This is a genomic window from Methylobacterium sp. A52T, from assembly GCF_053346095.1.
Genome location: NZ_JBKFBI010000037.1, coordinates 18,523 through 43,765, shown reverse-complemented (window position 1 = coordinate 43,765; position 25,243 = coordinate 18,523). Strand labels below are relative to the sequence as shown.

29 protein-coding genes, 1 other RNA gene and 1 pseudogene are annotated in these 25,243 nt (G+C 72.8%); 13 read left to right on the top strand and 18 right to left on the bottom strand.

What is annotated here, in order from left to right; all coding sequences use genetic code 11:
- A pseudogene (locus ACLBYE_RS11740) lies at nucleotides 1-277 on the bottom strand (hypothetical protein); the annotation flags it as partial.
- Nucleotides 278-576: 299 nt separating this feature from the next.
- Here ACLBYE_RS11740 and ACLBYE_RS11735 point away from each other — a divergent pair.
- The 4 genes from ACLBYE_RS11735 (at nucleotide 577) to ACLBYE_RS11720 (ending at nucleotide 4,542) form a co-directional block, all read left to right on the top strand.
- Nucleotides 577-1,176, top strand: coding sequence for a superoxide dismutase (locus ACLBYE_RS11735; protein WP_020091320.1), 600 nt, complete (start codon nucleotides 577-579; stop codon nucleotides 1,174-1,176).
- A gap of 453 nt (nucleotides 1,177-1,629) precedes the next feature.
- Nucleotides 1,630-3,156 carry a murein biosynthesis integral membrane protein MurJ gene (gene murJ, locus ACLBYE_RS11730; protein WP_447694330.1) on the top strand — a complete coding sequence of 509 codons (1,527 nt, stop codon included), beginning with the start codon at nucleotides 1,630-1,632 and terminating at the stop codon, nucleotides 3,154-3,156.
- Between the two features lie 71 nt (nucleotides 3,157-3,227).
- Nucleotides 3,228-3,905, top strand: a complete 678-nt coding sequence (locus ACLBYE_RS11725) for a haloacid dehalogenase type II (protein ID WP_447694329.1) — start codon at nucleotides 3,228-3,230, stop codon at nucleotides 3,903-3,905.
- Nucleotides 3,906-4,188: 283 nt separating this feature from the next.
- A complete protein-coding gene (locus ACLBYE_RS11720; RefSeq protein ID WP_447694328.1) occupies nucleotides 4,189-4,542 on the top strand; it encodes a hypothetical protein in 354 nt (117 codons plus the stop codon).
- 55 nt (nucleotides 4,543-4,597) lie between these two features.
- Here ACLBYE_RS11720 and ACLBYE_RS11715 read toward each other — a convergent pair whose 3' ends face one another.
- The 3 genes from ACLBYE_RS11715 to tlpA all read right to left on the bottom strand — a co-directional run bounded on the left by ACLBYE_RS11715 (nucleotide 4,598) and on the right by tlpA (nucleotide 8,430).
- Complete coding sequence (locus tag ACLBYE_RS11715) at nucleotides 4,598-6,355, bottom strand: carbamoyltransferase family protein (RefSeq protein ID WP_447694331.1); 1,758 nt, start codon at nucleotides 6,353-6,355, stop codon at nucleotides 4,598-4,600.
- A gap of 176 nt (nucleotides 6,356-6,531) precedes the next feature.
- On the bottom strand, nucleotides 6,532-7,734 hold the full coding sequence (gene nhaA / locus ACLBYE_RS11710) for a Na+/H+ antiporter NhaA (protein WP_447694327.1): 1,203 nt from the start codon (nucleotides 7,732-7,734) through the stop codon (nucleotides 6,532-6,534).
- 54 nt (nucleotides 7,735-7,788) lie between these two features.
- Entirely contained in the window at nucleotides 7,789-8,430 is a 642-nt protein-coding gene (tlpA, locus tag ACLBYE_RS11705) for a thiol:disulfide interchange protein TlpA (protein WP_447694326.1), read from the bottom strand.
- 42 nt (nucleotides 8,431-8,472) lie between these two features.
- Between tlpA and argH the strand changes: the two genes are divergently transcribed.
- The 4 genes from argH (at nucleotide 8,473) to ACLBYE_RS11685 (ending at nucleotide 11,814) form a co-directional block, all read left to right on the top strand.
- Nucleotides 8,473-9,852: an argininosuccinate lyase gene (gene argH, locus ACLBYE_RS11700; RefSeq protein ID WP_447694325.1), complete on the top strand. Its 1,380-nt coding sequence runs from the start codon at nucleotides 8,473-8,475 to the stop codon at nucleotides 9,850-9,852.
- Between the two features lie 203 nt (nucleotides 9,853-10,055).
- Entirely contained in the window at nucleotides 10,056-10,547 is a 492-nt protein-coding gene (locus ACLBYE_RS11695) for an AAA family ATPase (RefSeq protein ID WP_447694324.1), read from the top strand.
- Between the two features lie 148 nt (nucleotides 10,548-10,695).
- Nucleotides 10,696-10,977 (top strand): hypothetical protein, encoded by a 282-nt coding sequence (locus ACLBYE_RS11690; protein WP_042673334.1) that lies wholly within the window; start codon nucleotides 10,696-10,698, stop codon nucleotides 10,975-10,977.
- A gap of 108 nt (nucleotides 10,978-11,085) precedes the next feature.
- Complete coding sequence (locus tag ACLBYE_RS11685) at nucleotides 11,086-11,814, top strand: hypothetical protein (protein ID WP_056524404.1); 729 nt, start codon at nucleotides 11,086-11,088, stop codon at nucleotides 11,812-11,814.
- 8 nt (nucleotides 11,815-11,822) lie between these two features.
- Here the strand turns inward: ACLBYE_RS11685 and ACLBYE_RS11680 are convergent, their stop codons facing one another.
- Together ACLBYE_RS11680 and ACLBYE_RS11675 are read right to left on the bottom strand one after the other, a co-directional pair.
- A complete protein-coding gene (locus ACLBYE_RS11680) occupies nucleotides 11,823-12,104 on the bottom strand; it encodes a hypothetical protein (RefSeq protein WP_042673333.1) in 282 nt (93 codons plus the stop codon).
- 407 nt (nucleotides 12,105-12,511) lie between these two features.
- Entirely contained in the window at nucleotides 12,512-13,189 is a 678-nt protein-coding gene (locus ACLBYE_RS11675; RefSeq protein ID WP_447694323.1) for an HAD family hydrolase, read from the bottom strand.
- Nucleotides 13,190-13,376: 187 nt separating this feature from the next.
- Between ACLBYE_RS11675 and ACLBYE_RS11670 the strand changes: the two genes are divergently transcribed.
- Nucleotides 13,377-13,697: a hypothetical protein gene (locus ACLBYE_RS11670; protein ID WP_012321429.1), complete on the top strand. Its 321-nt coding sequence runs from the start codon at nucleotides 13,377-13,379 to the stop codon at nucleotides 13,695-13,697.
- Between the two features lie 13 nt (nucleotides 13,698-13,710).
- Here ACLBYE_RS11670 and ACLBYE_RS11665 read toward each other — a convergent pair whose 3' ends face one another.
- From ACLBYE_RS11665 to ACLBYE_RS11655, 3 genes are all read right to left on the bottom strand, one after another.
- Nucleotides 13,711-14,205: a PAS domain-containing protein gene (locus ACLBYE_RS11665; RefSeq protein ID WP_012321430.1), complete on the bottom strand. Its 495-nt coding sequence runs from the start codon at nucleotides 14,203-14,205 to the stop codon at nucleotides 13,711-13,713.
- A 322-nt stretch (nucleotides 14,206-14,527) separates the two neighbouring features.
- Nucleotides 14,528-14,695, bottom strand: a complete 168-nt coding sequence (locus ACLBYE_RS11660) for a hypothetical protein (RefSeq protein ID WP_447694322.1) — start codon at nucleotides 14,693-14,695, stop codon at nucleotides 14,528-14,530.
- Between the two features lie 9 nt (nucleotides 14,696-14,704).
- Nucleotides 14,705-16,231 (bottom strand): FAD-dependent monooxygenase, encoded by a 1,527-nt coding sequence (locus tag ACLBYE_RS11655; protein WP_447694321.1) that lies wholly within the window; start codon nucleotides 16,229-16,231, stop codon nucleotides 14,705-14,707.
- 55 nt (nucleotides 16,232-16,286) lie between these two features.
- On the opposite strand from ACLBYE_RS11655, the gene ACLBYE_RS11650 reads away from it, so the two are divergent.
- Entirely contained in the window at nucleotides 16,287-16,940 is a 654-nt protein-coding gene (locus ACLBYE_RS11650) for a TetR/AcrR family transcriptional regulator (protein ID WP_447694320.1), read from the top strand.
- Between the two features lie 24 nt (nucleotides 16,941-16,964).
- Here ACLBYE_RS11650 and mepA read toward each other — a convergent pair whose 3' ends face one another.
- Nucleotides 16,965-17,885, bottom strand: a complete 921-nt coding sequence (mepA, locus tag ACLBYE_RS11645) for a penicillin-insensitive murein endopeptidase (RefSeq protein ID WP_020091303.1) — start codon at nucleotides 17,883-17,885, stop codon at nucleotides 16,965-16,967.
- 120 nt (nucleotides 17,886-18,005) lie between these two features.
- Between mepA and ACLBYE_RS11640 the strand changes: the two genes are divergently transcribed.
- Entirely contained in the window at nucleotides 18,006-18,422 is a 417-nt protein-coding gene (locus ACLBYE_RS11640; protein ID WP_020091302.1) for a PRC-barrel domain-containing protein, read from the top strand.
- A 67-nt stretch (nucleotides 18,423-18,489) separates the two neighbouring features.
- Here the strand turns inward: ACLBYE_RS11640 and ACLBYE_RS11635 are convergent, their stop codons facing one another.
- The 4 genes from ACLBYE_RS11635 to fumC form a co-directional block, all read right to left on the bottom strand.
- Nucleotides 18,490-19,116 carry a ParB-like protein gene (locus ACLBYE_RS11635; RefSeq protein ID WP_447694319.1) on the bottom strand — a complete coding sequence of 209 codons (627 nt, stop codon included), beginning with the start codon at nucleotides 19,114-19,116 and terminating at the stop codon, nucleotides 18,490-18,492.
- An 81-nt stretch (nucleotides 19,117-19,197) separates the two neighbouring features.
- A complete protein-coding gene (locus tag ACLBYE_RS11630) occupies nucleotides 19,198-19,422 on the bottom strand; it encodes a ribbon-helix-helix domain-containing protein (protein ID WP_020091300.1) in 225 nt (74 codons plus the stop codon).
- Between the two features lie 137 nt (nucleotides 19,423-19,559).
- Nucleotides 19,560-19,757 (bottom strand): DUF4169 family protein, encoded by a 198-nt coding sequence (locus ACLBYE_RS11625; RefSeq protein WP_056524383.1) that lies wholly within the window; start codon nucleotides 19,755-19,757, stop codon nucleotides 19,560-19,562.
- Between the two features lie 59 nt (nucleotides 19,758-19,816).
- The gene (gene fumC, locus ACLBYE_RS11620) at nucleotides 19,817-21,226 is read right to left on the bottom strand and encodes a class II fumarate hydratase (protein WP_447694318.1); all 1,410 of its coding nucleotides are present in this window, start codon (nucleotides 21,224-21,226) and stop codon (nucleotides 19,817-19,819) included.
- Between the two features lie 122 nt (nucleotides 21,227-21,348).
- On the opposite strand from fumC, the gene ACLBYE_RS11615 reads away from it, so the two are divergent.
- Nucleotides 21,349-22,743 (top strand): cytochrome P450, encoded by a 1,395-nt coding sequence (locus ACLBYE_RS11615; protein WP_447694317.1) that lies wholly within the window; start codon nucleotides 21,349-21,351, stop codon nucleotides 22,741-22,743.
- Here ACLBYE_RS11615 and ACLBYE_RS11610 read toward each other — a convergent pair.
- From ACLBYE_RS11610 to ssrA, 4 genes are all read right to left on the bottom strand, one after another.
- Nucleotides 22,740-22,874 (bottom strand): hypothetical protein, encoded by a 135-nt coding sequence (locus ACLBYE_RS11610; RefSeq protein ID WP_447694316.1) that lies wholly within the window; start codon nucleotides 22,872-22,874, stop codon nucleotides 22,740-22,742. The genes ACLBYE_RS11615 and ACLBYE_RS11610 overlap by 4 nt on opposite strands.
- 4 nt (nucleotides 22,875-22,878) lie before the next feature.
- The gene (locus tag ACLBYE_RS11605) at nucleotides 22,879-23,139 is read right to left on the bottom strand and encodes a hypothetical protein (RefSeq protein WP_331315581.1); all 261 of its coding nucleotides are present in this window, start codon (nucleotides 23,137-23,139) and stop codon (nucleotides 22,879-22,881) included.
- A 40-nt stretch (nucleotides 23,140-23,179) separates the two neighbouring features.
- Nucleotides 23,180-23,806 (bottom strand): SspB family protein, encoded by a 627-nt coding sequence (locus ACLBYE_RS11600; protein WP_447694315.1) that lies wholly within the window; start codon nucleotides 23,804-23,806, stop codon nucleotides 23,180-23,182.
- Between the two features lie 64 nt (nucleotides 23,807-23,870).
- Nucleotides 23,871-24,252: a transfer-messenger RNA gene (gene ssrA / locus ACLBYE_RS11595) on the bottom strand.
- Here ssrA and ACLBYE_RS11590 point away from each other — a divergent pair.
- Nucleotides 24,244-25,101: a CPBP family intramembrane glutamic endopeptidase gene (locus ACLBYE_RS11590; protein ID WP_447694314.1), complete on the top strand. Its 858-nt coding sequence runs from the start codon at nucleotides 24,244-24,246 to the stop codon at nucleotides 25,099-25,101. The two genes, ssrA and ACLBYE_RS11590, sit on opposite strands and share 9 nt — an antisense overlap.
- Nucleotides 25,102-25,243 lie beyond the last annotated feature (142 nt).

Here is a 25,243-nt window from a genome sequence, read left to right as displayed (position 1 = left end):
GGGCCTCGTCGACGGGGGCCGGTGCCGGTGCCGGTGCCGCGGCGGGGGCCGGCCGCGCGCCGGTGACCGGCGCGCGCCCGAGCGCGCGCTCCACCCGCCGGAACCCGAGCGCCACGACGCCGAGGCCGAGGAGCACCGCGCCCGACGAGGCCGCGACCGACCCCGCGATCACCATCGCGAGCCCGCTCTCCAGACGCACGTACGGGAAGCCCTGGATCACGGCGGCGCAGCCCCCGATGATCATGGCGGCGGCGAGCGCGAACAGCGCAGCGATCATGTTACTCTCTGACACGGGCCGGCTGGCGGCCGGCGCTCAAGGCGTGCCGCACAGTAAGGCCTAGCGGTCATATTGCAAAACTCGGGACCGAGATGCCGGGGAAACCGGAATAGTCCGGATCTGCGCCGGCTATCTCCGGGCCGGCCGAGCCGCCGCGTGCCGGCGATCTGCGGAACTTCCCGCGCCGCCGCGGCGGAACGGCGTTGCCGTCCCGCGGCCACCGACTTACCTAGCGGGCTCTCGACTCGGGAGCCCCCGCCGGGGACGAGGCCGCCCCCTGCTTAGCGGAGATAGACGCGATGACCTTCACCCTGCCGGAACTGCCCTACGCCTACGACGCGCTGGGGCCGTACATGTCGAAGGAGACCCTCGAGTTCCACCACGACAAGCACCACAAGGCCTACGTCGACACGGGCAACAAGCTGCTTGAGGGCACGGATCTCCAGGGCAAGAGCGTCGAGGAGATCGTCAAGGCCGCCTACAACACGAATCAGCCGCTCTTCAACAACGCCGGCCAGCACTACAACCACATCCACTTCTGGCAGTGGATGAAGCCGAACGGCGGCGGCGCGATCCCCGGCGCCCTCGCCAAGAAGATCGACGAGGATCTCGGCGGCGCCGAGAAGTTCAAGGCGGACTTCATCCAGGCGGGCGTCGGCCAGTTCGGCTCGGGCTGGGCGTGGCTCGCCGTCAAGGACGGCAAGCTCGCGATCATGAAGACCCCGAACGGCGAGAACCCGCTGGTCCACGGCGCCAAGCCGATCCTCGGCGTCGACGTGTGGGAGCACTCCTACTACATCGACTACCGCAACCGCCGGCCCGACTACCTGAAGGCGTTCATCGAGAACCTCGTGAACTGGGAGCACGTGGAGAAGATGTACGCCGAGGCGACCCGCTGAGGCGTATCGCCGGTGCCGCGGATCCTGTGTCCGCGGCACCCTTGAGGTGGCGCACGAAACCGGCTCTTGATGCGCCCGACGCCGGATGACCCGGTGGAAGGGTCCGGCCATTCCTTTGTTGCGCGACGCTTGCCCCATCACGCCTTCTCCCCGCTGCCGGCAGCGAGGGACACAGGTTTCTGGTCGCGGCCGCCTCATCCCGTTGCCGGACGGGGCGCGGGTCCCCTCTCCCGAGCGGGAGAGGGACAGGGTGAAGGACGCGAACGATCCGGATGAGGCGCGGCTTGGACGCCGACCGAAGTCGTGCTTCGTCCTGCCCATTCTCCTCCCTCACCCCAACCCTCTCCCGCTCGGGAGAGAGGGCAGGTCGCGCACCGTCGCCGGCGCCGTGTCCCGAACCCAAGTAAATGGCGTTGCAGAGAGGGGATGGCGGCCGTTCGGACGGCCCCGCCCATGATCCGCTCCATCCTGTCCGTCGGCGGCTGGACCCTGGTCTCGCGCGTCACCGGCTTCGCCCGCGACGTGGTGATGGCCGCCGTGATGGGCGCCGGGCCCGTGGCCGACGCCTTCGTGGTCGCGTTCCGGCTCCCGAACCATTTCCGCGCGATCTTCGGCGAGGGCGCGTTCAACACCGCCTTCGTGCCGGCCTATGCCGGGCTCGCGGAATCCGGCGCGCCCGGGGAAGCCCACCGCTTCGCCGACCGCGTCTTCACCCTGATGCTGATCGTGCAGCTCGTGCTGCTCAACCTCGCCCTGCCGGCCATGCCCTGGGTGGTCCACGCCCTGGCGCCGGGCTTCGCCGAGGACGGCGAGCGCTTCCAGCTCGCCGTGGCGCTGACCCGCATCACCTTCCCGTACCTGCTGTTCATGACGCTGGTGACGCTGCTGTCGGGCATCCTGAACGCCCACCGGCACTTCGCCGTGGCGGCGGGCGCCCCGGTCCTGCTCAACCTCGCCATGCTGGCGGCCCTGGGGTTGAGCTTCCTGTTCCCGAACGCGGCCTACGCCGCCGCCTGGGGCGTCGCGGTCTCGGGCGTGCTGCAGTTCGGGCTACTGTGGTGGGGCTGCCGCCGGGTCCGCGTGATGCCGGACCTCGCGGTGCCGCGCCTCGATCCCGCGCTGAAGCGCTTCTTCGTCGTGCTCGGGCCCGCGGTGATCGGCTCGGCCGGCTTCCAGATCGCGGCCTTCGCCGACACGATCATCGCGAGCTGGCTGCCCACCGGGGCGGTCTCGGCGCTCTACTACGCCGACCGGCTCTACCAGCTGCCCTTCGGCGTCATCGCCATCGCGGCCGGCACCGTGCTGCTGCCGGAGATGAGCCGCCGGATCGCGGCCGGCGACGTCGCCGGGGCGCACGCGGCGCAGAACCGGGCCGCGGGCTTCTCCCTGGCCCTCTCGGCGCCGTTCACCGTGGCGTTCCTGACCATCCCGGGCCTGATCATGGCGGCGCTGTTCCAGCGGGGCGCCTTCAGCGCCGAGGACGCGGCGCGGGCGGCCTCGGTGCTGGCGGCCTACGGCCTCGCGCTGCCGGCCGTCGTGCTGGTGCGCAGCGCCGTGGCGAGCTTCTACGCCCGCCAGGACACGAAGACGCCGCTCTGGGCCTCCCTGACCGCGATCGGCGTCAACGTCGTCCTGAAGCTCTGGCTCACAGGCCCCTACGGCGTCACCGGCCTCGCGCTGGCCACGGCCGTCGCCCAGTGGGTGAACCTGCTGCTGCTGCTCGTCCTCGCTAGGCGCCGGGGCTGGACGGCGCCGGGGCGGACGCTCGGGCTCACCGTCGCCGGGGTGGCGCTGGCCTGCCTCGGGCTGGCGGCGGTCGCCGTCTACGGGCAGGGGCTCGTCCAGGCGCTGGTGCCGGCCCTGCCGCACGGGCGCGACCTCGTCGTCCTGGCGGTGCTGGGGCTCGTCGGGGCCCTGGTCTACGGCGGCCTGCTGGCGGGCCTGCTGCACCTGTTCGGCCTGCGCCTGCGCCGGGCCTGAGTGACCCGGCCGGGCTCGCCGCCGCGCGGGTCCGGCCCCAGATCGGGCGAGAGCACCCAGTGAGGACCGCCATGACCGACGCACCGAATCCCCTCGCGGGCGTGAAGGCCGCGGTGTTCGACGCCTACGGCACGCTGTTCGACGTGAACGCCGCGGTCCAGCGCTACGCCGAGGCGGTGGGCCCGGACGCCGCCCACCTCTCCGAGGTCTGGCGCAACAAGCAGCTCGAGTACAGCTGGACCCTGTCGCTGATGGGCCAGTACGCCGCCTTCTGGGACCTCACCGTGCGGGCGCTGGACTACGCCCTGGCGGTCCACCCGAACGTCGATCCCGGCCTGCGCGAGCGGCTCCTCGACGCCTACCGCGACCTCGAGGCCTACCCGGAGGTCCCGGGCGTGCTGGCGGCCCTGCGCAAGCGCGGCATCCGCACCGCCGTCCTCACCAACGGCAACGCCGCCATGGTCGACCGGGCGGTGGCCTCCGCGGGGCTGGCCGACCACCTCGACGCGGTCCTCTCGGTAGACGACGCGCAGGTGTTCAAGACCCATCCCGACGCCTACCGGATCGCCCTGACCCGGCTGGCGGTGGGGCAGGGCGACGTGCTGTTCTGCTCGTCGAACCGCTGGGACGTGGCGGGGGCGGGGGCCTTCAGCTTCCGGACCGCCTGGGTCAACCGCAGGGGCCTGCCCGACGAGTACGCGGATCTGGCGCCCACCGTGGTCGTCGCGTCCCTCGACGGGCTGCTCTGACGGGCTGTCCGCCGAGCGTCCCCGATCCGAGACACGGCCGGCGTCGGGACGTCGCCACGACAGCGGCCGCACCGTCCTTGCGAGCGGAGCGAAGCAATCCAGGAGCGCTGCGCCCGCTGACGTCCCGCCGATCTGGGTTGCTTCGCTCCGCTCGCAAGGACGGCAGCGCCTCCCCTCAGGCCGGAGCGACCGCGGGCCGCCTTATCCGGCACACAATTCAATTGGCCCACTTCGCGGATTTTTAATCCTCCCGGTGTTGGATCATCCTCAACACGAACGGGAGATGTTTCGCGTGTCCTTGAACGGTTCCTTCACGACGATCCGCGCTGGGGCCGCAGCCCTCGCGGTCACCCTGGTGCTCGGGGTCGCCCCGGCCACCGCCCGCGACCAGACCGGCGCCATCGTCGGCGGCCTCGCGGCCGGCGTCGTCGGCGGCATGGTCGGCAGCGCCCTCGTCAACGGCGCGAACCAGCCGCCCCCGCCGCCGCCGGAGTACCGCCCGCGCCGCGTCGTGGTCGAGGAGCCCGAGACCATCGTGGTGCGCGAGCGACGCGGCCCGATCTGCCACTACGAGCGCCGCAAGGAGTGGCTCGGCGACGGCGAGTTCACCTACCGCCGCGTCGAGGTCTGCGAGTAGACCGGGTCCGCAGTTATCGGACCGGCGCCGCGTCCCCCGGGGGGCGCGGCGCGTCTCATTTCACCACCAGCCAATCCTCGACCACGAGGGCGTCGAGGCCGGTGGTGTAGAACATCAGGATCGCGTCCTCCGCGCCGTGGAGGATCGGCTTGCCCATCACGTTGAAGCTCGTGTTGAGCAGGATCGGCACGCCGGTGATCTCCGCGAAGGCGCCGATCAGGGCCGCGTAGGCCGGGTTGCGCGCCGCCGTGACGCTCTGGAGCCGGCCGGTGCCGTCCGCGTGGACCACCGCCGGCACGCGGGCGCGGACCGCCTCGCGCCAGACCAGGGTGCGCTCCATGTAGGGGCTGTCGGCGTAATCCTCGAACCAGTCCGGCCCGGCCTCCGCCAGGATCGACGGCGCGAACGGCCGGAACGCCTCCCGGTACTTCACCTTGGCGTTGAGCGCGTCCTTGGCGCCCTCCGGCCGCGGATCGGCCAGGATCGACCGGTTGCCGAGCGCCCGGGGCCCGAACTCCGCCCGGCCCTGCACCCAGCCGACGAGGCCGCCCTCGGCAAGGATCCGCGCCGCCGCGCGGGTCGCCTCCGCGTGGCCGACGCGCCGGGCGCGGGGCTCCTGCTCGGCGAGCCGCTCCATCGCGCCGGTCGGGACCCGCGAGCCCAGATAGGGCGAGAGCGGGCGCTGCGCCGGCGGCGGCCCGGCCCAGTCCGGATGGTCCTCCGCGTAGGCGAGCCACGCCGCGCCGACCGCGTTGCCGTCGTCCGCCGGGGCGGAGGGCACGTGCAGCCGGGTGAAGCCGGACCGGCCGAGCACCCGGCCGTTGTAGGAGGAGTTCAGCCCGCAGCCGCCCGCGATCACGAGGTTCTCGGACGGCGCCAGGGCCTCGGCCTCGGCCACCAGCGCGTCCATCAGCGTCGCGAACAGGTCCTGGCCGCAGCGGGCGAGGTCGGGCCAGCCGTTCTCCAGGGCATCGGCCGGGCGGCGCGCGCGGATCTCCGCGGCGACCGCCCGGATCGTCTCCGCGTCGGCGTAGCGCAGGCGGTGGCCCTCGACCGTGCAGAGCCGGCCGAGCAGGGCGGCGAGGTCCGGGTCGGGCCGGCCGTAGGGGGCGAGCCCCATGATCTTCCACTCCTCGCCCTTCACCTGGTCGAAGCCGGCGAGGTCGGTGATCAGCCCGTACAGGAAGCCCAGCGAGCCGCGCCCGCGGTGGCGGCGCAGCTCCGTGATCCGGCCGCCCTCCAGGCGGTAGATCGCCGCCGCGCCGGTCTCGCCCATGCCGTCGACCACCAGGGCGGTGGCCGTCTCGAACGGGCTGCCCCAGAGGCCGTAGGCGGCGTGGCAGAGGTGGTGCGGGTAGCGCCGCTGCCCGGCGATCGTCGCCCGGGGCGCCGCGCCGGTGATCCGCGCCTCCTGGTTCAGGGCCAGCAGGGTGCCGTGGCCGGCCCGCTCCTGGGCGCCGTGAAGGTCGGCGATGAACACCCGCTCGGCCTGCTCGGGCACGTAGGAGCGGTTGAGCGCCGTGGTGTGGGCGGCGAGCGCCATCAGGTCGAACGCCCCGGCACCGGCCTGGCCGCGCAGGAAGTCGCTGAATTGCGGGCCCCAGGTGGAGGCGACGACGAGCTCCGAGCCCGGCGGGACGTGCGCCTTCAGCAGCGCCGCCATCGCGGACGGGGCGTCCGGCTCGCAGTTCGGCGCGCGCTTGTACTGCAGGGCGCGCTCCGCCGCCTCGGCGAAGAGCAGGGTGCCGTCGGGGCCGACCAGGGCGAGGGCCGGGTCGTGGAAGGTGGTGGCGAGGCCGAGATAGAAGCGCATGCCCACGGGGGGTAGCGCATTTTCGCGCCGGACGGAGCCCGGCACGTGGAAGAGGTGCCGTCCTTGCGCCGCCGTCATTGCGAGGGGAGCGAAGCAATCGAGACGGCGCCACGCTTCCCGATGTTCCGCTGCCCTGGGTTGCTTCGCTGCGCTCGCAATGACGGAGAAGCCGCCCGCTAGTGCGGGGCGACGCGGCGCTTCGCGACGAGGAGGATCGCCGCGCCGGCGAGCCCCGACAGGGCCGAGCCCGCGAGCACGCCGAGCTTCACGGCGGTCTCGTGCTGCGGGTCCGGGAAGGCGAGGCCGCCGATGAACAGGCTCATGGTGAAGCCGATGCCGCACAGGACCGCGACCCCGTAGACCTGCCCCCAGCCGGCCCCGGCCGGGCGCTTGGCCCATCCCAGCGCCACCGCCAGCCGCAGGCTCGCGAACACGCCGGCCTGCTTGCCGAGGAACAGGCCCGCCGCGATGCCGAGCGTCACCGGCTGGAGCAGGGCCTCGGGGGTGAGGCCCGACAGGTCCACGCCGGCATTGGCGAAGCCGAAGACCGGGACCACCCCGTAGGTGATCCAGGGGGCGAGGGCGTGCTCCAGCCGGTGCAGGGGCGAGTGCGCGTCCTCCGGCCGGCCCGGGCTGACCCGGATCGGGATCGTGAGCGCTAGCAGCACGCCCGCGATCGTCGCGTGGATCCCGGAGCGCAGCACGAGGACCCACAGCACGAGGCCGAGGAGCCCGTAGGCCGGGAGCCACCCGATCCCCGCCCGGTTGAGGCCGTAGAGGGCGGCCAGCACCGCGGCGGCGAGCCCCAGCATGGTGAGGTCGAGGCCGGAGCTGTAGAACAGCGCGATCACCACCACGGCGCCGAGGTCGTCGACGATGGCGACCGCGCTGAGGAAGATCTTGAGGGAGACCGGCACCCGCGAGCCGAGGAGCGCGAGGACGCCCAGCGCGAAGGCGATGTCGGTGGCGGCCGGGATCGCCCAGCCCCGCAGGGTGCCGGCGCCGAGATTGGCGAGCGCGTAGAACGCGGCCGGGACCGCCATGCCCCCGAGCGCCGCGAAGCCCGGCAGGACCCGGTCGGGCCAGGTCCGCAGCCGTCCGTCGAAAGCCTCGCGCTTGATCTCCAGGCCGACCAGCAGGAAGAACCCGGCCATCAGGCCGTCGTTGATCCAGTGCTGGACGCTCATCGGTCCGAGGGCCGCGTGGAGGGCGTGCGCGTAGTTGTCCGCGAGCGGCCCGTTGGCGACGACCAGCGCCAGGGCCGCCGCCGCCATCAGGATCAGCCCGCCCGCCGCCTCGCCGGCGAGCAGCGTGCGGATGATCGAGAGGGGGCGGGGCCTCCGCCTCGGCGGGGCGCGGTCAGGGGCGGGCGAGGTCATCGCGACACGCCTTGCCGCGCATCGGAGACGCGCGCAACCGCGCGGCCGCGGCCGTTACGACGTCCGCCCCAGCGCCGCGCGGATCAGCGCCAGCCCGTCCGGGCTCGACCACGCGGCCGGCCCCTTCATCACCCCGATCGTGCAGCCCTGCGCGTCGACCAGCATCGTGGTCGGCAGGCCGGGCGACTGCGTGTCGCGCTGGAGGATCGGCAGCACGCGGCCGCCGGGATCGGCGTAGAAGGCGAGATCGCGGATGCCCGCCTGCTTCAGCCATTCCGCCGGCTTCTCGAGGTTGCGCGTGTCGACGTTGATCGCGACGACCTGGAAGTCGGGCCCGCCGAGCTGCGCCTGGAGCCGGTCGAGGGCCGGCATCTCGGCCTTGCAGGGCGCGCACCACGTCGCCCAGAGATTGACGAGGAGCAGCCGGCCCCTGAGGTCGGCGAGGCCAGTCTCGGCGCCGTCCGGCCCCTTGAACCGGATGTCCGGCGCCGGCCGGGCCTGCGGCGGGGCCTGCATGGCGGCGACCTCGCCCTTCGCGGCGGCGTCGACCCGGGCGAGCGCCGGCTTGGCGGCGGCGCAGGGCTGAAGGGCGCCGCCCGTGTTGCCGGGCAGGAGACCGCTCCCGTATAGGGCGAGGCCGAGGACGGCGAGCGCGGCGACGCCCGCGCCGGCCAGGATGGGCGTGCGGCCGGGCATCAGGCTCGGGCCTCGGGACGGTCAGGGCGCGGAAGGATCGACATGAGCAACCGGATGTGGGGCGGCCGCTTCGCGAGCGGCCCGGCGGAGATCATGGAGGAGATCAACGCCTCCATCGGGTTCGACAAGCGCCTCGCGCCCCAGGATATCCGCGGCTCGCTGGCGCATGTGGCGATGCTGGGCCAGGCCGGCATCCTGCCGGCGGAGGATGTGGCCGCGATCGAGGCCGGGCTCAAGTCCGTGCGCGACGAGATCGAGGGCGGCACCTTCGCGTTCAAGCGCGAGCTCGAGGACATCCACATGTCGGTGGAGAGCCGGCTGACCGAGATCGTCGGCCCGGCCGCCGGCCGCCTGCACACGGCGCGCTCGCGCAACGACCAGGTCGCCACCGACATGAAGCTGTGGGTGCGCGACACCCTCGATTCCCTCGACCAGCAGGCCGCCGACCTGCAGCGCGCCCTCAGCCAGGCGGCGCTGAAGCACGCCGGCACCGTGATGCCGGGCTTCACCCATCTCCAGTCGGCCCAGCCGGTGACCTTCGGCCATCACTGCCTCGCCTATGTCGAGATGCTGGCCCGCGACCGGGGCCGGTTCCGCGACGCCCGGGCGCGGCTCAACGAGTGCCCGCTGGGCGCCGCCGCGCTCGCCGGAACGTCCTTCCCGATCGACCGGCACGCCACCGCGGCCGCCCTCGGCTTCGACCGGCCGACCGCCAACTCCCTCGACTCGGTCGCCGACCGCGACTTCGCCCTGGAGTCCCTGGCGGCGGCCTCGATCTGCGCCGTGCACCTGTCGCGCTTCGCCGAGGAGCTGGTGGTCTGGACCTCGGCCCAGTTCAACTTCGTGCGGCTGTCGGACGGGTTCACGACCGGCTCGTCGATCATGCCGCAGAAGCGCAACCCCGACGCCGCCGAACTGGTGCGGGCCAAGAGCGGCCGGATCATCGGCGCGCTGACCGGCCTGCTCATCGTCATGAAGGGCCTGCCGCTCGCCTACTCGAAGGACATGCAGGAGGACAAGGAGGGCACGTTCGACGCCCTCCAGGCCCTGTCTCTGTGCCTCGCCGCCATGACTGGCATGGTGAAGGACCTGGAGCCCAACGCCGAGGTGCTCGGCCGCGCCGCTGGCTCCGGCTACGCCACCGCCACCGACCTCGCCGACTGGCTGGTGCGCGAGCTCGGGCTGCCGTTCCGTCAGGCGCACCACGTCACCGGCCGCCTCGTCGGCGCGGCCTCCGCCAAGGGCGTCGGCCTCGAGGCGCTGTCGCTGCCCGAGATGCAGGAGGCGGAGCCGCGGATCACCGAGGCGGTCTACGCGGTGCTGGGCGTCGAGAACTCGGTGGCGAGCCGCACCAGCTACGGCGGCACCGCGCCCGACAACGTCCGGCGCCAGGCGCAGGCCTGGATCGAGCGGCTGGGCTGAGCCGCCGCGCTCGCCGGCCGCCGCCCCTTGGCGGCGGCGCCCGACGGATGGCAGAGTGGGACCATGACCTTGCCGATTCACAGCGCGGGGGCCGCGATGCGCGGCCGAATTCGGAACCCGGCCTGATCCGTCAGGCCGGGCCGATCCGCCTGTGAACGTCCCGCGGCCCCCGCCGCGCCCGAGGTCCGCGTCCGAGACTCCCCATGTCCTCCCACGTCCCGACGCTGCACCTCGTGTGCGGCAAGATCGCCGCCGGCAAATCGACGCTGACCGACCGCCTGGGGCAGAGCCCCGGCACCATCGTGGTCGCGGAGGATCCGTGGCTCGCGCGGCTCTATCCCGGTCAGCAGACCTCCCTGGCCGACTACGCGCGCAACGCGGCGCGCCTGCGCGACGCGATGGCGCCGCACCTCGTGGCGCTGCTGCGCCTCGGCCTGTCGGTCGTGCTGGACTTCCCGGCCAACACCGTCGCCAGCCGGGCCTGGATGCGGACCCTGTTCGAGGCGGCCGGCGTCGCCCACCGGCTCCACGTCCTCGACGTGCCCGACGCGGTCTGCAAGGCCCGCCTCCGCCTGCGGAACGCCGGGGGTGCCCATCCCTTCACGGTGACGGACACGGAGTTCGACCTGTTCAGCCGCTACTTCGTGCCGCCGACGCCGGAGGAAGGCTTCACCCTCGTCGTTCACCGGGCGTGACGCGGACTGCCCCGCCCGCAGGACGGCGCCCGCTCATCCACAGGACCGTTCAAAATTGTGCATTGCAACCCTCGGCCCGCCCGCGCGTTCACCGTCTGGCTAAGTCCGCTCAGCTACAAGCTTCGCCGTCTGGATCGGAGTTCGCAGGATGCCTGTCGAGAGTTGGCTGAACACGGAGGAGGTGCCGGATTTCGCGGCGCACGCCACGGCGATGATCGACGCCGCCCTGACCGGTTCGGGCCTGACGCGCGAGTCCTACTGGGCCGCCGTGCGCAAGGGCTACAACACCCCCTACAACGATCCGCCCCGCAAGGCCGCTCCGCCGGTCCGGCCGAACGCGATCGCGGTGCCCGCCGGCCCGGCGGTCGAGGCGCTGCCGGTCCCGGCCGGCGTCATCGCGGCCCGGGCGACGGAAGCCCGCGCCGTCTGATTGTCGACGGATCCCGCCTCGCCATCTTGCCGACGTTTTACGCAAGCTTCACTAATCCCGAACCCCGGTCCGGCTCCTGACGGAGCCGCCCGTCGTCAGGAAGTGAAGATGGTCCGCGTCCCCCGCTCGCTCCCGGTCGGAGCTCTCGCCCTGCTCGCCTCCGGGCTGGTTACCGGCCTCGTCGGAGGTGTGCTCGGCGGGACCTGCCTGGTCGCGACGGCGGCCCACGCCCAGGACGCGGCGGCGGCCCCGGACGCCGGCGGTGGCGACGCGGCCCCGTCGCGGCGCGGTCGGCGGCACGGCCGCGAGCGGAGCAAGCGCGCCGAGAAGAAGACCGCGACCCCGCCGGGGATGCAGCAGGCCACCCCGGTGGCGATCTTCGGCGACTGGAACGTGTTCGTGAACGGCGACGGCCGCAACAAGCTCTGCTACGCGATCGCGCAGCCGCAGACGCGCTCGCCCAAGACCCTGAAGCGCGACACCGCCTACCTGTTCGTGAGCGTGCGCAAGGGCGAGAACATCCAGAACGAGGTGGCGGTGATGCTGGGCTTCCCGTCGAAGCCCGCGGCCTCCCAGGTCAAGCCCGGCTCCGCGGCCGCGCCGACCGACCCGAGCCTCAACCTCGGCGCCAGCCGCTACGGCCTCGTGGTCAAGGACGGCAATGCCTGGCTGCAGAACCCCGCCGAGGAGGCGCGGGTCGTCTCCGAGATGAGCGCCCGCAACCCGAAGATCATCATCAAGGCCACGTCGATGCGCGGGAACCCGACGAGCGACGAGTACGCGCTCGGCGGATTCGCGGAGGCCATGAAGCGCACCCGGGACGAGTGCAGCAAGTAGCGGGCGGATCAGGCCCGCCGCAGCGCGGGCCGGTGCGACCGGTCGGGGGACCGGGCGCTCATGCGCGCGCGGGCCGCGCGGGCGGCCTGCTCGGCCGTGCGGAACACGGCGCCGTCGAGCCCGTCGAAATCGCGCGCGGACGAGAAGAACCGGACGCCGCGCCCCTCGGGGACGGCGATCCCGGCGGTGACCTCACCGATCTCGATCACCCGGGCGGGTTCGCTCGGGCCGAGCGCCGGGTCCGCGAGGTCGGGACGGTCTTCGGGCTTGTACTCTGCGAGGCTGTGCATCGGATCGGGAACTCCCTGGGCCGGCCGGTCGCCGTGCCGGATCGCGTTGGCTGCTGCGGAGGATCGACGGGGCTCAGCGTCGACAGCGCCGGCGGGCGGCGGGGCAGCAGGGGGCGATCGGGAGCGGGTATCGAAGGGACGATGTGCGAGTGACCATCGGACGTCCTCCAGACTGAAGGACCGCGCGGCGCGGGGCCGGCGCAGTGCTTTAGCGTTTGATCACGCGGCGCAAGCTACGCTTCTCAAAGGACCGCGGCCGGCCCTGTCGAGCACCCGGCGGGCGCGGCCGGGCCGGCACTCCTGAAGATGGGCGCGGCACGGCGCACCGTCAACGGAACGGACTTCCGATTTCGAGGGCCGGCCTGGCAGGAAGCCGGTCCCGGGCGCGCGTCCGGGAGGCGGATCGTTCAGGCGGCGGCGATCACCGCGGCGAGGTCGGAGAAGTCCGAGAAGATCCGGGCCGCACCGGCCTCCGCGAGCCCGGCGCCCGCCGGGTCGTGACCCCAGTGGCCGCCGCCCGTGAAGCCCGCGACCCGCATGCCGGCACTCCGGGCCGCCGTGACCCCGGGGACGCTGTCCTCGATCACGAGGCAGGCCGCCGGGGCGACGCCCATCCGCTCGGCGGCGAACAGGAACAGGTCTGGGAAGGGCTTGCCCCGCGCCACCTGCGCCGAGGAGAAGACGTGGTCGCCGAACAGGGGCAGGAGCCCGGTCAGCGTCAGGGAGTGGCGCAGCCGAACCGGGTCGCTGCTCGACGCGACGCAGACCGGCAGGCCCACGGCGGCGACCGCCTCGGCGACGCCGCGCATCGCCCGCAGCTCCGCGTCGAACAGCGCCAGGGTCTCGGCCTTCACCGCCTCGACGAAGCCGTCGGGGGCGGTGACGCCGTAATCGCGGGCGACGTGCGCCATGATCGAGGGCATCGCGGTGCCGGTGAAGCGCGCCCGCACGGTGGCGAAGTCGATGTCCGCGCCGATCCGGTTGAGCCCGGCCGTCAGGCAGGCGAGGCTCAGGGGCTCGCTGTCCACCAGGACGCCGTCGCAATCGAAGATCACGAGGCCGAGATTCGTCGCGCGCGCGTCCAAGGTCGACCGTTCCCGCACGGCCCGCCGCCGCCGGGCGACCCTGTGGCACGGGCCCGAGGGCCCGGCAACCGCGCGGATCGACGCTCGCCCCGGGCGCTTGCACCTTGCGGCGCGGCCCCATACTCCCGGGGCGGGCGCGCCGCTCCGGCCCCCACGGCCCGTAAGGCAAGGCTCAGAAGGCCCCGCGATGTTCCGCTTCCTGGCCCGCGTCCTGGGCTTCCTGCTGATGGCCGGCGGCTTCGTCGCGCTGGTCTACGACGGCGCCCGCTCCATCGCCAACAACGGGCTGCGGGTGACGCCGCTCTCCGACGTGATCGCCATCCTGTTCAAGGACAAGGCCAGCGCCCTGCAGGGCAGCGTGGAGGGGGCGGCGCCCTGGCTCTGGCACATCCTGGGCCTGCCGCTCACCCTGGCGCCGGCCTCCCTGATCGGCCTCGGGCTCGGCGCGGTCCTGCTCTGGCTCGGCCAGCCGGGCCGCGAGCCGATCGGGTTCCTGACGAAGCCCTGATCCTCCGGGCGGCCTAGCGGGCCGCGAGCTTGGCCTCGGCCTCGGCCAGGGCGGCCTTCAGCCGCTCGATCTCGGCGGTCAGCGCGTAGTGCTCGCTGACGTCGAGCTGCGAGGCGAAAAAGTAGACCACCCGGCCCGCCTCGTCCCGCACCGGCCCGACGTAGAGGGCGTTCTGGAAGGTCGAGCCGTCCTTGCGGTAGTTGAGGAGGTCGACCCGGATATCCTCCTCCCGCCGGATGGCCGCGCGGAGGCGGTCCACGGCCGCCGCCTCGGTGTCGGGCCCCTGCAGGAAGCGGCAGTTGCGGCCGACCACCTCCATTCGGGTGTAGCCGGTCAGCTTCAGGAACGCGTCGTTCACGAAGACGATCGGATTGTCGTGCTGGGCCGGATCGGTGATGATCATCGGCATCCGGGTCGCCCGCACGGCGGCCGCGAAGGGGTCGCCCCGGTGCGACTCCGCCTTCAGCTCGTCCGGCACGTGGCTCGTGGCGGTCCCGCCCGTCTCCATCCGGATCAGCCCCTCACAGCGCCGCGCAGGGCGGCCATCCGACCCGCTTCGTCGGGGCACCAAGCCGGAATTTGCCCGCGCGGTCCAGTCTCTCGCGGCGCGGTTCGCGGAGGGCGGGCGCCGAACATCGTCCGGCGGTCCCCACCTTCCCGTACCGGGCGGACGCCCGAGACCGGGAGGCGAGCCGCCGGCGCACTGCTTCGCGGAGGCCTGCCACCGGCAGTCCCCGGCCAGGAACCCGGCCAAGAATCTGGCCAAGAAGCCGGCCAGGAACCCGGCCGGCTGCTGCGGCCCGGTGGGAACCGGCGGCGCCGCCCGAGCCTCACGGGCTCCGGCTGTCGGGCCGCGCCTGCGGGCCCGGCACCGGGGCGCCGGCGGCGGCGCCCCGCAGGGGCGGCGTGCTGTTCGGGCTGCGCAGCACGATCAGGACGCTGCCGAGGACCGAGAGGGCGAGGGCGGTCGCGAGGAGGATGAAGAGCCAGCGGGGCATCCGGGGCGGTTAGCACATCGGAGCCGGCGCGCCGAGCGGCCCGGCCGGTGACGGGCCGAACCAGCGGCCCACCGCCTCCCGCAGGCCGTCGAGCGCGGTTGCCGCGCCCGTCCAGGCGACGCAGCCGTCGGGGCGGACCAGCGTCGAGGGCCCGTCCGGGACCGCCACGCAGGTCACCTGGCCCGTCGCCGCGGCGACCATCCGGGAGGCCGCGCCGTCGGCGCTGCCGTCGACGAGGAGGCCCCGGCCGTCCTGCATCGCGCCGTAGAGCGTCGCGCCGCCGGCGCCGAGCGGCCCGTCGCCGGCCATCCGGCCGACCGCGTCCTCGGCCGAGCCGAGATCGTACCGGGCGCTCAGGCCGCGCATCAGGCCGCCGAGGATCCGGCTGACCTCGTCGCTCTCCAGGAGCCGCGCCACCAGGTCGCGCAGCGCGCCCGATTGCGGATCAGGCCGCAGGATCGCCGCCTGGGCGCGGGTGTTCGCCGTGACGGCCTCGGCCACCGGGCGCCGCTCGGCCGTGTAGGTGTCGAGCAGGGTCTCGGGCATCTCCCCGCGCAGCACGGCGGCGAGCTTCCAGCCGAGATTGGCGGCGTCGCCCAGGCCGAGGCTCAGGCCCTGGCCGCCGAAGGGCGCGTGGACATGCGCCGCGTCGCCGGCGAGCAGCACGCGGCCCCGGCGGTAGGTGTCGACGAGGCGCGTGTTGTCGGCCCACCGGTTCGCGACCGCGATCCGGGCGACGCGGACGTCCGTGCCGCTGATCCGGCGCAGGGCGGTCTCGATCTCGTCGCGCGTGACCGGCGCCTGCCGGTCGGCCGGCGGGCCGCTGAAATCCAGCATGAACAGGCGGCGCGGGAACGGCCCGTGGCCGTAGACGCCCCCCGGCCCGCAGTGCCAGCCGACCGGCAGCGCGCCGGCGGGATCGTCGAGATCGGCGATCGCCTGGTACATGGTGAGCGTCGGCGGCGTGCCGGGGAAGGCGAAGCCGGCCATCTTGCGGACCGCGCTGCGGCCGCCGTCGCAGCCGACGAGATAGGCGCAGCGGACGCGCGCGTCGCCCGTCGGCGCGGTCCAGGCCACCTCGACCCCGTCGGCCGACTCCGTGAAGCCCGTGAGCGTGCAGCCGCGGCGCAGGTCGATCCCGAGCGCCGCGGCGCGGTCGAGCAGCATGGCTTCGAGGCTCTGCTGATCGACCGCGCGCATGCGCCGGTCCGGCTCCGCCTGCGGGCCGCGGCGGATGAACAGGAAGCCGAAATGGCCGCTGAACTGCGCCCCGCGCGGGCCGCCGCCGACCTGACCCGGCAGGCGGTCCATCGCCGCGAGGCTCCGCGCCTCGGCGGCCTCGATCGCCGCGCCCATCCCCCGCCGCTGCAGCGCCTCGACGCCCAGGGGGCCGAGCCCCAGCGCCTTGATGGTGGTGCTCGGCTCGGTGAGCCGCTCCAGCACCCGGACGCGCGCGCCCCCGAGGGTCAGCTCGATGGCGGTGAGGAGCCCGACCGGCCCGGCTCCAACCACGACGACGTCGACAGGCTTATCCATGGACTTAATCCATTCCTATACTCAGTCCATAAATGGATGTGGTATGAGGCGGCGCATGTCAACGCCTCCCGACCGCCGGTCCCGCAAGCGCCTCGCCACCCGGCAGGCCATCTCCGACGCCGCCACGCGGCTGTTCTTGGAGCACGGCTTCGACGCCGTGACGGTCGATGAGATCGCGGCGGCGGCGGATGTCGGCCGGATGACCGTGTTCAACCATTTCCCCCGCAAGGAGGACATGTTCTACGACCGGGACGAGGAGGGGCGCGCACTCCTGCGCGAGACCCTGCGGCAGCGCGATCCCCGGGTCGCGCCGGTCGAGACGCTCCGCCGGCTGGCGCACCGGCTGGTGACGGGCCGGAACCCGGTCGTGGAATTCTCGGCGCGCAGCGGCGCCTTCGTCGCGACGGCGGCCGGGAGCGAGACGCTCAAGGCCCGGGCCCGGGCGATCCGGGACGAACTCGCGGGCGTGGTGCGGGTCGCGCTCGCCGAATCCGTCGGGCGCGGGCCCGAGGATCCCGACGCCGACCTAGCGGCCGGCCTGCTGCTGGCGACTTGGAGCGTGGCCTTCCTCCGGGCGCACCGGACCTTCCGGGCGACGGGGCGGACGGAGGCGGCGAATGCCGCCTTCCTAGCGGTCGTCGACCGGGGGACGGCCGGCCTCGCGGCGGCGCTGGCCGGCACGCCCTACGCGGAGGCCCCAGCGCCCTGAGCGGCAATCGCCCGGGGCCCCCGCCTACGGCGCCTTCAGCACCGCCCGGCAGGCGGCGGGCAGCGCCGCCATGGTCATGGCGGGCTTGGCCTTCGGCGGCGTCTTCGGGGGCTTCGGGTGGAGCACCGCGTCCGAGAACCAGTAGCTGAGGTCGTCGCAGCCGTCGCCCGGCGGCGGCGCGCCCTGGGGCTGGCAATCCTCCTGGCCGGCCGGGCAGGAAAGCCGGATATGGTAGTGGTAATTGTGCCCGTACATCGGGCGGACCTTGGACATCCAGCGGCTGCCCGCGGCGTCGCGGCAGAGGGCCTTCTTGATTGCCGCGTTGACGAAGATGCGCTCCACCTCCGGCTGCTCGGCGGTGATCTTGATCAGCTGCAGGTGCGTGGGCGTCCAGACCTGGGGATCGATGTCGAGGCGGTCGCGGCGGACCATGTCGGTGGCCGAGGTCTCCTCGCGCTCCGCCCGGCTCATGCGGTGGTCGGGCATCGGCGTCAGCCAGACGTCGGCGTCGATGCCGATCTGGTGCGAGGCGTGGCCGGTGATCATCGGGCCGCCGCGGGGCTGGGCCATGTCGCCCACGAGGAGGCCGGGCCAGCCGACCCGGGCGGCCTTCTGCGACAGCCGCTCGATGAAGTCGACGAGATAGGGCGTGCCCCACATCCGGTTGCGGGACGGGCGCATGACCTGCCAGTTCGGCCCGTCGAGCGGCAGCGCCTCGCCGCCGGCGAAGCAGCCCTTGGCGTAGAAGCCGTAGATGTGGGCCGGACCGGAGGACGCCTTGGTGACCCGCCCGAACAGCGCCTTGGCGGGCGTCGAGGGCGCGTCCGGATGCTCCAGGGGCGGCAGCGGCTTCGGATTGACGCTGCCGCGATCCTGGGCCTGCGCGGCGGCGGGCAGGAGCAGGGCGGCGAGCGCGAGGCTCTGGGCGAAACGCGGCATCGGCATGCGGGGGCTGTTCGTCCGGCTGGAGAGGGCGGGCGCGGGCGCCCGCCGGAACGTGGCCCAGGGGCGGGGCGTTTTTCGGGCAGACGGCGCGCGTCGCGCGGAAACGGTCGGGAGGCGGCGATGACGGCCACGGGAACGGGAACGGACACCGGTCAGCCCGGCACGGCGAACCCGGCCGGCCGGGAGCCCCGCCGCCTGATCGCCAGCGATCGGGTCATCGGGACGGATGTCCGCCGGCCCGACGGGACCCGGGTCGGACGGATCGAGCGGCTGATGCTCGACAAGGTCTCGGGCCGGGTCGCCTACGCGGTGATGAGCTTCGGCGGGTTCCTGGGCCTCGGCGAGGACTTCTACACGCTGCCCTGGTCGGTGCTGCGGTTCGAGCCGCAGCAGGACGCCTACGTGGTCGACATCACCGAGGCGCAGCTGCGCGCCGCCCCGGCCCGCACCCCCGAGGGCACCGATCCGGCCGCGGACGGCGCCTGGGAGGAGCAGATCCACCGCTACTACGACGCGGCGCCCTACTGGGGCATCTAGGCGGCGCCGCGCGTCGGCCGATCCCGACGCGGATCCCAACATGGATCCCAGCGGATCCCAGCGGATCTCAGCGGATGTGGCGGGTCACCGGCCCGCACCAGCCGGGCAGGTAGTCGGCGTCCTTGGACTTGGCCAGCGACATCGCCCGCTCCAGGGCCGAGGAGAAGTCGTTCTCGATCCGCTTCTCCTTGATGTTCCGCCGCAGGAAGTCGGCCCAGAGGAACTCGCTGAACGGCGTCGTGTCCTTCGCGAAGCCGCCGGCCCGGCGCAGCTCGCCGGCGAGGCTGCGATAGGGGTCGTCCACCAGGGCGTCGACCGACTTCGGGATGTCGTCGAAGTGCTGGCGGACGCCGTCGGCGTCGTAGGGGTGGGTCCAGGACTTGTGGTCGCAGACCGTCCAGAACGCGTCCTTGTCGAGGTAGTGCAGGTCGGCCACCACGGTGACGAGAACGTTCTCGACGCCCTCCTCGTGCAGGGCGCGGGAGAGGTGGTGGTGATCGATGATGTAGTGGCGCTTCTTCGGCCCGAGCAGCGTCGGGATCATGTGGGCGCCGAGGAATTCCTTCTTCTTCTCGCCGTCGTATTCCCGCCAGCGCCGCCGCTTCTCCGCCACTTCCCGGTAGCCCACGGTCATCTGCGTCGGGCGCAGCTCCGCGATCGGGATGGTCTTGAGCAGCGGCTCTCTACTGGCCATGGGGTCTCCTTCGTGCGTGGATTTGTCACGCGATCGTCAGAACCTATTCAGGATCGGGAGAGCGGCCAGGGCGCGCGGCGCTCACGTTTCCGGCATCGCGCGGACGGCCTCCAGCACGAACACGCGGATCGCCGAGGACAGGTTCTGGCCGTCGCGGCCGGCGTCGATGTGCCCGATGAGGGCCTGGACCGACTGGCCCCGCGCCTCCGCGATCGCCCGCAGGGCCGCCCAGAACGGGTCCTCCAGGGACACGCTGGTCCGGTGGCCGGCGATCATCACGGAGCGCTTGGTGATGCCCGGGCTCATGGCGAGGCGGCTGCGCGTCCCGTCCTCGCGAGCGGAGCGAAGCGATCCGGGGCAGCGCGGCCCTGGTCGGCGTGGCGCGACTGGATCGCTTCGCTCCGCTCGCGAGGGCGGTGGGGCTGCTGCATCCGGATTTGCTCTCAGTCCGCCGGGTCGGGCTCGCCCCGCTCCAGGCGGTGGCCCTCGTGCCGCTCGGTCTCCAGGGCCTTGCGGCGCTGCTGGAGCGTCCTGGCCTTCTTCGGCTGCCCGAAGGCGATGCGGTTGGACTCGGCCTTCGTGTCGGCCTCGGCGCGGGCCTTCGCCTTGCGGACCTGACGCAGGTTGATGATCTCGGCCATGGATCGTCTCCCGGCAATGGCGGCCGGCGCAGGACATCCGCGCCGGCCAAGTCGCAAACTTAGTCGGCGCTGGGGGCCAGCATGGTCTCCGGCCGGACCACGCGCTCGAACTCCTCTTCGGTCACGTAGCCGAGGCGCAGGGCCTCCTCCTTGAGGGTCGTGCCGTTCTTGTGCGCGGTCTTGGCGATCTCGGCGGCCTTGTCGTAGCCGATCGAGGGAGCGAGCGCGGTCACCAGCATGAGCGACCGGCTCATCAGGTCGGCGATCTTGTCCTCGTTGGCCTTGATGCCGACGACGCAGTTGTCGGTGAAGCTCACTGCCGCGTCGGCGAGCAGCCGCACCGACTGCAGCACCGCGTTGGCGATCACCGGCTTGAACACGTTGAGCTCGAAATTGCCCTGAGAGCCGGCGAAGCTCACCGTGGTGCCGTTGCCGATCACCTGGGCGCAGACCATCGTCAGGGCCTCGCACTGGGTCGGGTTGACCTTGCCGGGCATGATCGAGGAGCCGGGCTCGTTCTCGGGGAGCGACAGCTCGCCGAGGCCGGAGCGCGGGCCCGAGCCGAGGAAGCGGATGTCCTGGGCGATCTTGAACAGGCCGGCGGCGAGCGCCGAGAGGGCGCCCTGCGTGAACACCAGGGCGTCGTGGGTCGCGAGCGCCTCGAACTTGTTCTCGGCCGAGGTGAAGGGCAGGCCGGTCAGCTCGGCGACCTTGGCGGCGAAGCGCTCGGCGAATTCCGGATGGGCGTTGAGGCCGGTGCCGACCGCGGTGCCGCCCTGGGCGAGCGCCAGCACCCCCGGCAGGGTCGCGGCGACCCGCGAGCCGCCGAGGGCGACCTGCGCGACGTAGCCGGAGAATTCCTGGCCGAGCGAGACCGGGGTCGCGTCCTGCAGGTGGGTGCGCCCGATCTTGACGATCGCGTCGAAGGCCTTGGCCTTGGCGTCGAGGGCGGCGTGGAGGTGGGAGAGCGCCGGCAGCAGGCGGCCCTGGATCTCGCGGGCCACCGCGATGTGCATGGCCGTGGGGAAGGTGTCGTTGGAGGACTGGCCGCGGTTGCAATGGTCGTTCGGGTGGACCGGCGACTTGCCGCCGCGCTGGCCGCCCAGGCGCTCGTTGGCGAGGCTGGCGATCACCTCGTTGGCGTTCATGTTCGACTGGGTGCCCGAGCCGGTCTGGTAGATGACGAGCGGGAACTCGTCGTCGTAGCGGCCCTCCACGACCTCGGCGGCCGAGGCCGCGATGGCGTCGGCGAGCTTCGGGTCGAGGGCGCCGAGATCCTTGTTCACCAGGGCGGCGGCCTGCTTCACCACCCCGAGGGCGTGGACGAGCGGCGCCGGCATCCGGTCGGTGCCGATCTTGAAGTTCTGGATCGAGCGCTGCGTCTGCGCGCCCCAGTAGCGATGCGCCGGGACCTCGATCGGACCGAAGGTGTCGGACTCGGTGCGGGTGGCGGTCTCGGTGGGCGACATCGTGGCCTCTACGTCTGGTGCAGTGCGGTGCCTACTTAAATGAGGCGCGGGTGAATCGCGATGCCGGTTTTCCCCGGTGCGCCGACAAGGGCGGGGCTCTGTTCCCGCCGGACAAGGAGCCGATGAGCGCCACGATCGATCTCTCCGAACCGATGGCCGGCACCCGGTTCCGCCCCGTCGTGCCGCCGCCGCTGAAGGAGCCGCTCGGCTTGTTCGAGTTCCTGCGGGCGGCGCGCAAGAACCCGATCACCACCTGGATGGACGCGCATTTCAAGCTGCCGGTCGTGGCGGCCGAGGGCGCGATGGGCCGGATCACCCTGGTGAGCGACCCGGCGCTGATCCGCTACCTGCTCATCGAGAACCCCGACGGTTACCGCAAGGACGACCTCCAGCGCCGCGTGCTGGCCCCGGGGCTCGGCAACGGCCTGCTCAGCGCCGAGGGCGACGAGTGGCGGCTCCAGCGCCGGACGCTGGCGCCGATCTTCAACGCCCGGACGGTCCAGGGCTTCTCCGACGCGATGAACGCCGCCGGGGCGCGGCTCGGCCGCCGCCTCGTCCGCCGCGACGGCAAGCGGGTCGACGTCGCCCTGGAGATGACCCGCGTCACCCTCGACGTGCTGGAGCGGACGATCTTCACACAAGGTTTGCCGAGCGATCCCGACGCGCTGGGCCGCGCGATCACGCGCTTCCTTGAGGCCGTCGGGCCGATCGACCCCCTCGACGTGTTCGGCGTGCCCGATTTCGTGCCGCGGATCGGCCGCCTGCGGGCGCGCCCGGCGGGGCGCTTCTTCGCCGAGGTGGTCGACGAACTGATCGCCCGGCGGAAGGCGCTGATGGCGGGGGGCGAGGCGCCCCGGGACCTGCTGACCCTGCTGCTCGCCGCGCAGGATCCCGAGACCGGCAACGGGCTCTCGGACCTCGCCGTGAAGGCCAACATCGTCACCTTCATCGCCGCCGGCCACGAGACCACGGCCAATTCCCTGACCTGGGCGCTCTACTGCCTGTCGCAGGATCCCGCCGCGCAGGCGCGGGTCGAGGCCGAGGTCGACGCGGCCGGGCCGGGGGATTTCGCCGTCGAGCGCCTGCCCTTCACCCGGGCGGTGATCGAGGAGGCGATGCGGCTGTTCCCGCCGGTGCCGTTCCTCAGCCGGCAGGCGGTCCGCGACGACCGGCTCGGCCGGATCAAGGTGCCGCGGGGCTCGCTGGTGATGGTGGCGCCCTGGGTGCTCCACCGCCACCAGCTGCTCTGGGACGACCCGGAGGCCTTCGTGCCGGAGCGGTTCCTGCCCGAGAACCGGGACGCGATCCCGCGCTTCGCCTACCTGCCGTTCGGGGCGGGGCCGCGGGTCTGCATCGGCCAGAGCTTCTCGATCCAGGAGGCGGTGATCGTGCTGGCCCACGTGGTCCGGGCGGTGCGCTTCCGGCTGCCGGCGGATCACCCCGCGGTCACGCCGCTCCACCGGGTGACGCTCCGGCCGGAGCACGGCTTGCGGATGGAGGCGGCGGCGCGGCGCTAGTCGCCCCGCCGCGTCTCGAGCCTGCGCGTGTTGCGGTCGTAGATCCGGCTCGCGATCCAGACACCGACGAAGATCGTCGCCGACATGGCGAGGGCCAGCGCGAGGATCTGGTTGGCATAAGCTTGGGTCATGCGATCAATCCTCCGGGCGCAGGAATCTGATCATGATCTGACCCATGAGATGTAGGACGACCGCCGCGATCAGCAAAGTCCAGCCGCCATCGGCGACCAGATCGAGATGCCGCTGGGCGAGGGGATTGATGACCGCGATGCCGATCGTCGCGATGGCCGACGAGTTCAGCAGGGTCGCGGCTAGCTTGAGACCCTCGTTGAAGCGCTTGGCGCGATGCTTCCGCTCACTCGCCGACAGAATCGGCTGCGCGACCGTGTCGTCCACCGCTTGAACCCCCCGGCCGTCGAGTCGGCCCGGGGCGATCTCAGCTCTTCTTGCGGAAGGCGTCCAGGCTCACGACCTCGGCGCTGCCCTCCTCGCCCTCCTTCTTGGCGGCGGGGCGGGGGGCCTTGTCGTCGGTCTTGCCGGCGTCCTTCTCGACCGGGGCGGCGGGCGCGGGCAGCCCCTTCGGCGCGCCCGCGCCGATCGTCGCGAGACCGGCGCTCTTGGGCCGCACCTCGCCGGGTTCCGAGCCGGCGCCGCGGGGACCGGGCTTGGCCGGGGCGGCGTTGGCCTCCTCGGGGGTCTCGCCGGCCTCGCTGAGGTCGAACTTCAGGCCGAACTGCACGGAGGGGTCGAAGAAGCCCGACAGGGCGTCGAACGGCACCAGCAGGCGCTCCGGCACGCCCGAGAAGGACAGGCCGACCTCGAAGGCGTGCTCGGTGACGTTGAGGTCCCAGAACTGGTGCTGCAGGACGATCGTCATGTCCTGCGGGTACTTCTCGCGCAGGGCCTGCGACATCCGCACGCCGGGGGCCTCCGTCCGGAACGAGACGTAGAAATGGTGCTCGCCCATCAGCCCCTCGCGGGCCGCGTCGGTCAGGACCTTGCGCACCACGCCGCGCAGGGCGTCCTGTACCAGGAGGTCGTAGCGGATCAGGTCGTCTGCCATCTGCGGTCGCGCTCTCGCCCGGTTTGCCCGGCGCCCCGCCGCGGATGGCCGGACCGAGGACTGAAGTGGAGGCTTCTGTTGCCAGGCGCCTCCGAACCCCGCCTATGCGGAGCTACCCGCTAGGACTTTAGGTCGATATTGGGGACCGCTTACGCGGCCACCGCCACCGGAGCAAAGTTGTCGTTGGCAACTATTGCAAAGGCCCGATAACGGCGGAACCATGCCGAGCGAAAGCTCAACCTTTACGCCCTCGTCGATCCTATTTCGCCCCCGCCGAAGCCCCGGTTCCGATCACGCCCCTTGCGGCAGCATGTCCTGGGCTCGGGTGGAGGCGCCGGGTACCGCCCCCGGGTCCGATAGGTTTATTGCGAAGAACGTTTATCGCCATAGCCGGCCTCGCGACCGGCTCCCGAGATATAGAGGGGATCGGTCCGGTTTTGAAGCCCGATCGTGTCGCGCCGCCGCCTCATTTGGAGCCTCCGGGGGAGGCTGTTGCCGGAAGTGCGCAGTCGCGCGCCGCCGTCCCCGAGGCGCGGGGCCCGCTCGAGCGCGCCTGGGCCGCGACGTGGCGGCTCGGCGCCCTGGTCGCCCTCGTGGTCGTCTATCTCGGCGCGGCGAGCCTCCTATCCCTTGCCACGGTGCGCGTCGGCTTCGACCTCTGGAGCGGGATCGACCCGTTCCTGCCCCCCGAGCGGCGCCCGTTCCTGGGCGCGGTGGAACTCGCCCACCGAGCCTTCGCGATCGACGCCCTGCGCCAGGTCTACCTGGCCGCCCTGGTGCTCGGCGGCGCGTGGTGGCACGACCGGGCCGGCTGGCGGCGGCGCCTCGCCCTCGACCGCGAGCGGCCGAACGGCATGCGGCCGGTCGCGCTGCTGGGCCTCCTGCTGGTCTGGCCGGTGCTGCACATCGCCTGGGTCACCGGCACGGCGGAGCTGTTCGGCGCGAGCTTCGGCCAGCACGTGCGGCTGTCGCCGTTCATGAGCCAGGCGGCGGTCGCGGCCTGGCTCGCCTATCTGGCGATCCTGGCGCCGGTGGCCGAGGAGCTGCTGCTGCGCGGCGAGGCCTTCGCCCGCGCCCGGGCGGCCGTCGGTCCCGCGGGGGCGATCCTGGTCACCGCGCTCATCTTCGCCGCCGCCCACATCTCGTCCTGGGGGCTCGCCCGGCCGGTCTCGCTGCTGCCCCTCGCCCTGGCGCTGGGCTGGCTGCGCTGGCGCACCGGCCGGCTCTGGCCCGGCATGGCCCTGCACGGCTGGTCCAACCTCGCCCTGGTGACCTACCTGCTCTGGCCGGTCTGAGGGCCGGTCTCAGGGTTGATCTGGGGCCGGTCTGGCCGACAGGGCGCCGTCGCGCAGTCCCGTGCCGGATCGGCTCCCGCGCGACGGCGGTGGACATATGGCGGCGGCGCGCTTGCCGGCCGGCGCGCCGGCGCGCAGGAAT

What these genes read in the sequence shown, in the direction of transcription:
- ACLBYE_RS11685 (WP_056524404.1), top strand. Translation starts at nt 11,086, where the DNA reads ATGGTCCGCGTCCCCCGCTCGCTCCCGGTCGGAGCTCTCGCCCTGCTC.
- ACLBYE_RS11735 (WP_020091320.1), top strand. Translation starts at nt 577, where the DNA reads ATGACCTTCACCCTGCCGGAACTGCCCTACGCCTACGACGCGCTGGGG.
- ACLBYE_RS11615 (WP_447694317.1), top strand. Translation starts at nt 21,349, where the DNA reads ATGAGCGCCACGATCGATCTCTCCGAACCGATGGCCGGCACCCGGTTC.
- ACLBYE_RS11640 (WP_020091302.1), top strand. Translation starts at nt 18,006, where the DNA reads ATGACGGCCACGGGAACGGGAACGGACACCGGTCAGCCCGGCACGGCG.
- argH (WP_447694325.1), top strand. Translation starts at nt 8,473, where the DNA reads ATGAGCAACCGGATGTGGGGCGGCCGCTTCGCGAGCGGCCCGGCGGAG.
- ACLBYE_RS11670 (WP_012321429.1), top strand. Translation starts at nt 13,377, where the DNA reads ATGTTCCGCTTCCTGGCCCGCGTCCTGGGCTTCCTGCTGATGGCCGGC.
- ACLBYE_RS11600 (WP_447694315.1), bottom strand. Translation starts at nt 23,806, where the DNA reads ATGGCAGACGACCTGATCCGCTACGACCTCCTGGTACAGGACGCCCTG.
- murJ (WP_447694330.1), top strand. Translation starts at nt 1,630, where the DNA reads ATGATCCGCTCCATCCTGTCCGTCGGCGGCTGGACCCTGGTCTCGCGC.
- ACLBYE_RS11715 (WP_447694331.1), bottom strand. Translation starts at nt 6,355, where the DNA reads ATGCGCTTCTATCTCGGCCTCGCCACCACCTTCCACGACCCGGCCCTC.
- ACLBYE_RS11630 (WP_020091300.1), bottom strand. Translation starts at nt 19,422, where the DNA reads ATGAGCCCGGGCATCACCAAGCGCTCCGTGATGATCGCCGGCCACCGG.
- ACLBYE_RS11625 (WP_056524383.1), bottom strand. Translation starts at nt 19,757, where the DNA reads ATGGCCGAGATCATCAACCTGCGTCAGGTCCGCAAGGCGAAGGCCCGC.
- tlpA (WP_447694326.1), bottom strand. Translation starts at nt 8,430, where the DNA reads ATGCCCGGCCGCACGCCCATCCTGGCCGGCGCGGGCGTCGCCGCGCTC.
- ACLBYE_RS11650 (WP_447694320.1), top strand. Translation starts at nt 16,287, where the DNA reads ATGTCAACGCCTCCCGACCGCCGGTCCCGCAAGCGCCTCGCCACCCGG.
- ACLBYE_RS11680 (WP_042673333.1), bottom strand. Translation starts at nt 12,104, where the DNA reads ATGCACAGCCTCGCAGAGTACAAGCCCGAAGACCGTCCCGACCTCGCG.
- ACLBYE_RS11690 (WP_042673334.1), top strand. Translation starts at nt 10,696, where the DNA reads ATGCCTGTCGAGAGTTGGCTGAACACGGAGGAGGTGCCGGATTTCGCG.
- nhaA (WP_447694327.1), bottom strand. Translation starts at nt 7,734, where the DNA reads ATGACCTCGCCCGCCCCTGACCGCGCCCCGCCGAGGCGGAGGCCCCGC.
- fumC (WP_447694318.1), bottom strand. Translation starts at nt 21,226, where the DNA reads ATGTCGCCCACCGAGACCGCCACCCGCACCGAGTCCGACACCTTCGGT.
- mepA (WP_020091303.1), bottom strand. Translation starts at nt 17,885, where the DNA reads ATGCCGATGCCGCGTTTCGCCCAGAGCCTCGCGCTCGCCGCCCTGCTC.
- ACLBYE_RS11655 (WP_447694321.1), bottom strand. Translation starts at nt 16,231, where the DNA reads ATGGATAAGCCTGTCGACGTCGTCGTGGTTGGAGCCGGGCCGGTCGGG.
- ACLBYE_RS11660 (WP_447694322.1), bottom strand. Translation starts at nt 14,695, where the DNA reads ATGCCCCGCTGGCTCTTCATCCTCCTCGCGACCGCCCTCGCCCTCTCG.
- ACLBYE_RS11635 (WP_447694319.1), bottom strand. Translation starts at nt 19,116, where the DNA reads ATGGCCAGTAGAGAGCCGCTGCTCAAGACCATCCCGATCGCGGAGCTG.
- ACLBYE_RS11720 (WP_447694328.1), top strand. Translation starts at nt 4,189, where the DNA reads ATGTTTCGCGTGTCCTTGAACGGTTCCTTCACGACGATCCGCGCTGGG.
- ACLBYE_RS11725 (WP_447694329.1), top strand. Translation starts at nt 3,228, where the DNA reads ATGACCGACGCACCGAATCCCCTCGCGGGCGTGAAGGCCGCGGTGTTC.
- ACLBYE_RS11665 (WP_012321430.1), bottom strand. Translation starts at nt 14,205, where the DNA reads ATGGAGACGGGCGGGACCGCCACGAGCCACGTGCCGGACGAGCTGAAG.
- ACLBYE_RS11695 (WP_447694324.1), top strand. Translation starts at nt 10,056, where the DNA reads ATGTCCTCCCACGTCCCGACGCTGCACCTCGTGTGCGGCAAGATCGCC.
- ACLBYE_RS11610 (WP_447694316.1), bottom strand. Translation starts at nt 22,874, where the DNA reads ATGACCCAAGCTTATGCCAACCAGATCCTCGCGCTGGCCCTCGCCATG.